This is a genomic window from Sphingomonas sp. Leaf10 (genome assembly GCF_001421245.1).
Classification (GTDB): domain Bacteria; phylum Pseudomonadota; class Alphaproteobacteria; order Sphingomonadales; family Sphingomonadaceae; genus Sphingomonas.
In genome coordinates this window covers 11,614-19,220 of the sequence record NZ_LMKE01000030.1, presented here as the reverse complement: position 1 = coordinate 19,220, position 7,607 = coordinate 11,614, and the positions used below count along the sequence as shown (strand labels likewise).

At 66.6% G+C, this 7,607-nt stretch carries 6 protein-coding genes; 1 reads left to right on the top strand and 5 read right to left on the bottom strand.

The genetic code is table 11. The features are described from left to right. Positions 1-118 precede the first annotated feature (118 nt). From iolB to ASE59_RS15020, 5 genes are all read right to left on the bottom strand, one after another. Entirely contained in the window at positions 119-922 is an 804-nt protein-coding gene (gene iolB, locus ASE59_RS15040) for a 5-deoxy-glucuronate isomerase (RefSeq protein WP_056458003.1), read from the bottom strand. After that, positions 922-1,815 (bottom strand): myo-inosose-2 dehydratase, encoded by an 894-nt coding sequence (gene iolE / locus ASE59_RS15035; protein WP_056458000.1) that lies wholly within the window; start codon positions 1,813-1,815, stop codon positions 922-924. Before iolE ends, iolB begins: the two co-directional genes overlap by 1 nt. Continuing rightward, positions 1,812-3,629, bottom strand: a complete 1,818-nt coding sequence (gene iolD / locus ASE59_RS15030; protein WP_056457996.1) for a 3D-(3,5/4)-trihydroxycyclohexane-1,2-dione acylhydrolase (decyclizing) — start codon at positions 3,627-3,629, stop codon at positions 1,812-1,814. The genes iolE and iolD overlap by 4 nt, the downstream gene beginning before the upstream one ends. Further along, complete coding sequence (locus tag ASE59_RS15025; protein WP_056457992.1) at positions 3,626-5,566, bottom strand: bifunctional 5-dehydro-2-deoxygluconokinase/5-dehydro-2-deoxyphosphogluconate aldolase; 1,941 nt, start codon at positions 5,564-5,566, stop codon at positions 3,626-3,628. Before ASE59_RS15025 ends, iolD begins: the two co-directional genes overlap by 4 nt. Before the next feature lie 64 nt (positions 5,567-5,630). Continuing rightward, positions 5,631-6,506, bottom strand: coding sequence for a MurR/RpiR family transcriptional regulator (locus tag ASE59_RS15020; protein WP_056457989.1), 876 nt, complete (start codon positions 6,504-6,506; stop codon positions 5,631-5,633). A 135-nt stretch (positions 6,507-6,641) separates the two neighbouring features. On the opposite strand from ASE59_RS15020, the gene iolG reads away from it, so the two are divergent. Further along, the coding region (gene iolG, locus ASE59_RS15015) for an inositol 2-dehydrogenase (protein WP_056458141.1) at positions 6,642-7,607 on the top strand (966 nt) is incomplete at its 3' end.

The window sequence follows — 7,607 nt, the reverse complement described above, 5'->3', positions numbered from 1 at the left end:
GGCGGTGCCCAAACGGACATGCGCCTGCACCTCGCCACGATTGGGGTCGAAGACCGCGCCGGTCGCACCGTCCGCACTGCCTGAACCGCCCGCGATCACATGATCGATCTGTCGCATATCAACCCTTTGGCTGGCGCATGATCCAGTCATGCGCGGGATCGTTGGCGAACACCCATTTGCGGCGGGGGCCGGCCATCACATTCAGGTAATAGAGGTCGTAGCCATGCGCCGCGCCGACCGGATGATAGCCGCGCGGCACCAGCACGACGTCGCCGTCCTGCACCGTCATCGTCTCGTCGATACTGCGATCGTCGGTATAGACGCGCTGGAATGCGAAGCCCTGTGGCGGCGACAGGCGGTGGTAATAGGTTTCCTCGAGCAGCGTTTCGTCCGGATACGCATCGCGGTCGTGCTTGTGCGGGGGATAGCTTGACCAATGGCCTCCGGGGGTCACGACCTCGACCACAAGGAGGCTTTCGGCCAGATCGTCGCTGTCGGACAGGATGTTGCGGACATGGCGGACATTGGTCCCGGCTCCACGCGTCTCGATCGTGCCCGCCGGCAGCACCCGCGCCGTACCGCCGCGACTGCCCGGCGCGGTGCAGATCGCGACCTCGGCATCGCGCTCGGCAGTGATGGCATAGTCGGTGCCCGCCGGCAGGTAGACCGCCGCCGCTTCGCCATCGAACACGCTGTCGCGCATGCCGAGGCTGGTCAGGCGCTCCGCCCCGGCATCGATCGAAACCGTGCCGGTCAGCACCACCACGCACGCCTCGCGTCCCGCCTCGCAGCCATGATGGACCTGTCCCGCCGCCAGTCGGACCACGCGAAAGCCGACATGGGTCCAGCCGGCGCTGTGCGGGGTCACGTCGGTCACGACTCCCGATGCATTGGCGGCCGGCGCACGGACCAGCAGCGACATCAGACCAACCCCGTTTCGGCGGCCAGCCGCTTCAGCGTATCGAGACCGCCCTGGCTGTAGGTGCGCGGATCGGCGACCGCCGGGTCCTGTTCGGCCTCGATCACGATCCATCCGCTGTAATCGATATCCCGCAGCGTACGCAGGAACGGAGCATAGTCGTAATCGCCGTCGCCGGGCGTGGTGAACATGCCGCCGACCACGCCGTTCAGGAAACTGGTGCCGCTGGCATGGAATTCGGCGTGGCGGGCGGTGCGTACGTCCTTGCAATGGACATGGTTGATCCGGTCGGGATGCGACCGGACGACCGCGATCGGATCGATCCCGCCATAGAGCGCATGACCGGTGTCGAGCACCAGCCCGACATGATTGTCGGTGGCTGCGAAGAAGCGGTCGAGTTCGGCCGCCGTTTCGACCGCCGTACCCAGATGATGGTGATAGGCAAAGCGCAGGCCGCGCGCGTTCACATGCGCGGCAACCGCATTCAGCCGATCGCCGAACCGCTGCCATTCATCGTCGCTCAGTTGCGGGTGCGTGTCCAGCCGGCTGCCCCAGCGATCGCAATGGACCGCGTTCGACGTCTCGGCGAGGATGAACACGCTCGACCCCATCGCCTCCAGCAGCGTCAGGTGATCGCGCATCGCCGCGATTTCCGCATCGGCATCGCGCCTCAACAGGTTGGCGGAGTACCACCCACCGACGATGTCGAGGCCGTAGCGCTTCATGATCGGCCCGAGCGTCGCTGCGTCCCGTGGAAACTTGTTCCCGAGTTCCACTCCGTCGAACCCGATGTCGCGTACATCGGTCAGCAGCGCGTCGAGGGTCGTGTCGCCGCCCAGTTCGGGCATGTCGTCATTGGCCCATGCGATAGGGCTGACCCCCCAGCGGATCGTCATGCGCGTTCTCCTGCGATCTTTTGTTCATAGGCCTTGCGTGCCGCGCGAACTTCGGCGCGTCGCGATACTTCGGGCACCGCGACGTCCCACCAATGGCCGCCATCTTCGGTGCTGATCGCCGGATCGGTGTCGATCACGATGACGTAGCTTTCGACGCTCGCCGCCGCGCGTTCCAGCGCCGCCTCCAGGGCAGCGATGCCGTCGACCTTCTCCGCCTGTGCGCCCAGGCTGCGGGCATGGGCAGCGAAATCGATGGAGGGCAGGGCGGGGAGCAGGTTGTTGAACGCCCGTCCGCCCGTGCCCTGTTGCAGCCGGTTGATGCAGCCATAGCCGCGATTGTCGAGCAGGATGACGGTGATCTTCAGCCCCAGCATGACCGACGTCGCCAGTTCCGAATTCATCATCAGATAGCTGCCATCGCCGACCATCACGAACACGTCGCGCGTCGGATCGGCCATGCGGATGCCGATGCCTGCCGGGATTTCATACCCCATGCAGGAATAGCCATATTCGACGTGATAGCCGCCGGCCCGACGGGTCCGCCACAATTTGTGCAATTCGCCGGGCAGGCCGCCCGCTGCGCAGGCGACGACGGCATCGGGCGTCGCCTTGCGCCAGACCGCGCCGATCACCTGTGCATCAGAGGGCACGGCGTCACCGGGTGCGGTCAGGCGATCCCATGCCGCATTCCAGCTGGCAACGGTATCGCCGTGCGCGTGCGCCCAGTCCTCCGGCACCCGCCAGTCGCCCAATTTCTCCGTCAGCCGTTCTAGCGTCACCAGCGCATCGCCCAATACCGGCGAGGCGCCGTGCTTGGCGACATCGTGACCTGCAACATTCACCTGAAACAACCGCTTGCCGGCGAACAGCGTGCGCGATCCGGTCGTGAAGTCCTGCAACCGGGTGCCGATCGCGACCACGACGTCGGCGCGCTCGGCCGCGGCATTGGCGGCACTGGTGCCGGTGACGCCGATCGAACCCAGCGCCTGCGGATGGTCCCACGCCATGGCGCCCTTGCCAGCCTGGGTCTCGGCAACCGGAATCCCGGTTCGCGCCGCCCATTCCGCCAACAGCGTTTCCGCCCGCGAATACAGCACGCCGCCACCGGCGACGATCAACGGTGCCGTTGCCCCCCGCAGTGCCGCGACCAGTTCGTCCAGTTCGCGCGCATCGGGCGCCGGCCGCCGGACGTGCCATGTCCGCTGTGCGAAGAAACTGTCGGGATAGTCATACGCCTCGGCCTGCACGTCCTGACACAGCGCCAGCGTCACCGGGCCGCAGGTCGCGGGATCGGTCATCACCGCCATTGCACGCGGCAGGGCGTCAAGGATCTGTTCGGGGCGGGTGATCCGGTCGAACCAGCGCGACACGGGCCGGAAACAGTCGTTTACGCTGACTGTGGCGTCGGCAAAGTCCTCGACCTGCTGCAATACCGGATCGGGCCGGCGGCTGGCATAGACATCGCCCGGCAGGAACAGCACCGGCAGCCGGTTGATATGCGCCAGTGCCGCCGCGGTCACCATGTTGGTGGCGCCCGGACCGATCGAGGTGGTGCACGCCATCGCCCGTTGCCGCCGCGATGCCTTGGCAAAGGCGATGGCGGCGTGGGCCATTCCCTGTTCGTTGTGCGCGCGCCACGTCGGCAGGGCGTCGGTCACATCGGCCAGCGCCTCGCCCATGGCCGCGACGTTGCCATGCCCGAAGATCGCCCAGACCCCGGCGAAATAGGGCATCGTCCGACCGTCGATGTCGATCCTCTGCGCGGTCATCCAGCGGACCAGCGCCTGCGCCATGGTCAGTCGGATCGTGGTCATGCTGCCACCGCCGCATCGCGTGCCGCACGCCAGCCATCGGACAGGGTGCGCAGATTGTCGGTCAGTTCGCTCACCGCACCCTCGTCATCGATCGCACCGGTCAGCCAGCGGCGCGCCGTATCGTGAAAGATCGTCCGACCGACAGCAAAGCCTTTCACCAGTCCGAACGGCGCGGCGGCGGCGATGCCGGCCAGCACCTCGTCCTGCGGTGCCGACAGGCCGAGCAGGACGATACCCCGGCATAGCGGGTCGTGGCGCAGGATCGCCGCCTCGCTCGCCGCCCAGCTTGCCGTGTCGCCGGCCGGTTCCAGTTTCCACCAGTCGGGATAGATGCCCAGCCCATAGACATGGTCGATGACGCTCGCGACCGTATCGGCGGTCACCGTGCCGTGTTTGGAGGCGATGATTTCGAGCAGCAGTTCATGCCGGGTCGCGCGACAGGCGTCGAACAACCGCAGCAATTGCCGGTCCTGCCGCGCGCGCAGTTCGGCATCGTCGTCGGGATGATAGAAGACGAGACATTTGACGACATGGTTGGTCGGCCATGTCCGCAGCGTCGCCGCGACATCGGCGCCGCCCTCGAACGCGATCGGACGCGATCCCGGCACCTCGATCGGCCGTCCGATCCAATAGGGGAGGTCGGCCGCCGCCTCCAGCGCCCGCGCACCGAAGCGACCATCGAGCAGTACGCCGTAGCGGAGGTCGCCCTGCGCCAGCCGGTCGACGGCGGCCAGCGCCAGCCCCTTGAACCGGGCGACGCGTGGTTCGTCGTCGATGTCCAGTTCGGCGAGCAGTTCGTCGAACTGGCTGCGATGATCGATCGCCAATACCGCCAGTTCGGCGCGGTCGTCGTGCCGGTTGGTCGACCAATGGACCTGTTCCAGCGCGGCGCTGTCGCGCAACCGATGCGGCCAGTGCCCGGCAAGGAATGTCTGCAATTCGTCCCAGCTCGCCATCGCCGGTGCGCAGCCATGGCGGGACACGACCAGTGCGCCACAGGCATTGGCCCATTCGCAGCAGGTGGCGAGCGGTTCGCCCCGCAGCCAGCCGCGCAGGAAGCCCGCCATGAAGGCGTCGCCCGCGCCCAGCACGTTGAAGACCTCGATCGCAAAGCCGCGACCGACGACCCCGGCGGCCAATTCGTCGGGAACGGCACCGGGAAAGGCAACGCAGCCCAGCCCGCCGCGCTTCAGCACGAGCAGCGCATCGCTGCCGGCTCGGATCGCGCGGAGCGCGGCGACGGTGTCGGTCGTGCCGCCGAGGATATGGACTTCCTCCTCGGTCCCGACGATCAGGTCGCACAGCGGCAGGATCGCCTGAAGCTGTTCGGTGACCTGCGGGTCGGCGACGAACCGGTCCTCGCCATTGTCGCGCGCGGCAAGGCCCCATAGCACCGGCCGATAATCGATATCGAACACGACGCGGCCGCCCTGTGCCTTCATCGCCTGCGCTGCGTGGATGCTGGCGGCGCGGACGCCCGGTTGCGACAAATGGGTGCCGTTGACCAGAACCGCGTCGGCCCGCGCGATCAGGGCGGGATCGATATCGTCCGGCGTCAGCGCCATGTCGGCGCAATTTTCACGGTAGAAGATCAGCGGAAAGGTGTCGGGATCGCGGATGCCGAGGATCGCGAGCGCGGTCAGCCGTTCGGGATCGACCCGGACACCCGTCGTGTCCACGCCTTCGCGGCCAAGCTCTTCGATCAGGAACCGGCCGAAATGGTCGCTGCCGACGCCGGTGATGAGACCGGCATTCAGGCCCAGCCGGGCGGCGCCGACGGCGGTATTGGTCGGGCTGCCCCCGACATATTTGGCGAAGCTCGCCATATCCTCCAGCCGGCCGCCGACCTGTTCGCCGTACAGGTCGACACTGGAGCGCCCGATGGTCACGATATCCAGTCGTCGTCCGTCGCCTGCTGCCCTGCGATGCGTTTGCATGTCTCAGACCGCCTCCCCGATCTGTAACATATCTTCTACGGAAATAGATTTTGCAACACCTGTTTCATTCGGACGCGGCGGCGCCCTTGCGCGACGTTCTGGGTCGATCGCGCGAGGCCGTGAAGGCGAAATTGATGACCAGCGCCTGCGCGAGGCACATCGATGCCGATAGCGACCGGAATTTGCGCACCTCCGATTCGCGGACCAGCAATACGGTGTCGGCGGGCTTGGCGACGGGGCTGACCGGGCTGTCGCTGATCGCCAGCACCTTGCCGTGGCGGGCACGCGCCGCCTCGACGATCGCCACCGTTTCCGCGGCATAGGGTTGGTAGCTGACGGCGATCAGCAGGTCGCGGCGGGTCATCGCGTCGACCTGCGCCTGCGCCAGCCCGGCGATCCCGTCGATGAAGACGACGCGCTTGCCGGTCTGCAACAGCGAATAGGCGAGATAGGAAGCGACCGGGAAGGACCGGCGCAATCCCATGACGTGCACGGTATCTGCCCTGTCGATCAGGTCGACCGCCGCCCGCATGTCCGCCGCGCCGACCGTTTCGAGCAGATGTTCGAGCGCCAGTTGATTGCCCTCGACGAATTCGGCCAGCAGATCGGCGGGTTTGGCGCCGTCGGCACTGGTCGTCTCGTCGAGTTGGCGTACGCGTTCTGAATAGCCGAGCGCCGCGCTGGTGCTGAGCAGTCCGTCGCGGAACAGGCGCTGCATCTGGGTCGCGCCGTCGAAGCCGAAGCTCTTGGCAAACCGGACGATCGTCGATGGCTGCACCGCGCAGCGCTGGGCGATGACGGCCAGCGTTTCGAGCGCGACGTCGTTCGGCTGGTCGAGGATGTAGCGGGCGATCTGCTGCAATCGCTTGCTCAACCCCTCATACCGTCGGACGATTTCCGAACGAAGTTCGTCGGCGGTGGTGGGTGGTCCGTCGGGCATGTCGCCATCCTGCTGTCGCGATAGGAATATCGGTACATTGTTTTGCGCGCAACGACCGCAATATGTCGCTGGACATCGTCATGAACCGTATGTTTCATACGTAATGCAACTAGAAGATTTGTTCGAGGGGATGACATGCACGACATCGCATTGATCGGTGCCGGCCGGATCGGGAAAATCCATGCGGCGAATATCGCGGCCGATCCGCGGTTGCGGCTGGCCTATGTCGTCGATCCGGTGGCCGGGGTCGCCGATGCGCTTGCCGGACGGCATGGCGCCTGGGTGGCGGAAATGCCAGAGGTCCTCGCCGATCCGGCGGTACGCGGGGTCGTGGTGGCAAGTTCGACCGATACCCACTGCGCCTACAGCCTGGCGGCGGCCGAGGCGGGCAAGGCGGTGTTCTGCGAAAAGCCGCTCGATCAGGATCTGTCGCACGCGCGCACGACCGGCGCGCGGCTCGATGCGGTGGGCGCACGGATGCTGCTGGCGTTCAACCGCCGGTTCGATGCAAACTTCGCCGAACTGCAGGCGCGGATCGCGGGCGGGGCGCTGGGCGCGCTGGAGACGTTGCATATCATCAGCCACGATCCGGCACCGCCGCCGATCGACTATGTCCGGGTGTCGGGCGGTATCTTCAAGGACATGGTGATCCACGATTTCGACATGGCGCGCTGGTTGCTGGCGGAACCGGTGACCGAGGTGTTCGCGAGCAGCGCGGTGCTGATCGACCCGGCGATCGGGGCGGCGGGGGATGCCGACACGGCCAAGACGATCCTGCGCACCGCATCGGGGCGGATGTGCGTCATCTCCAGCAGCCGGCGCAGCGGCTATGGCTATGACCAGCGGATCGAGGCGTTCTGTTCGGGCGGCATGATCCGCGCGCAGAACCAGCTGGAATCGACGGTCGAGACCTGGGGCGAGGGCGGGGCGGCGGCGGACCGGTTCCAGAACTTCTTCCTCGACCGCTATGCCGAGGCGTATCGGCGCGAAATGGCGCATTTCGCCGACGTGATCGACGGTGCGCCGCCGCTGATCGACCATCATGACGGCATCGCCGCACTGGCACTGGCCGAGGCGGCGGCGCAATCGGCTCGGACCAGC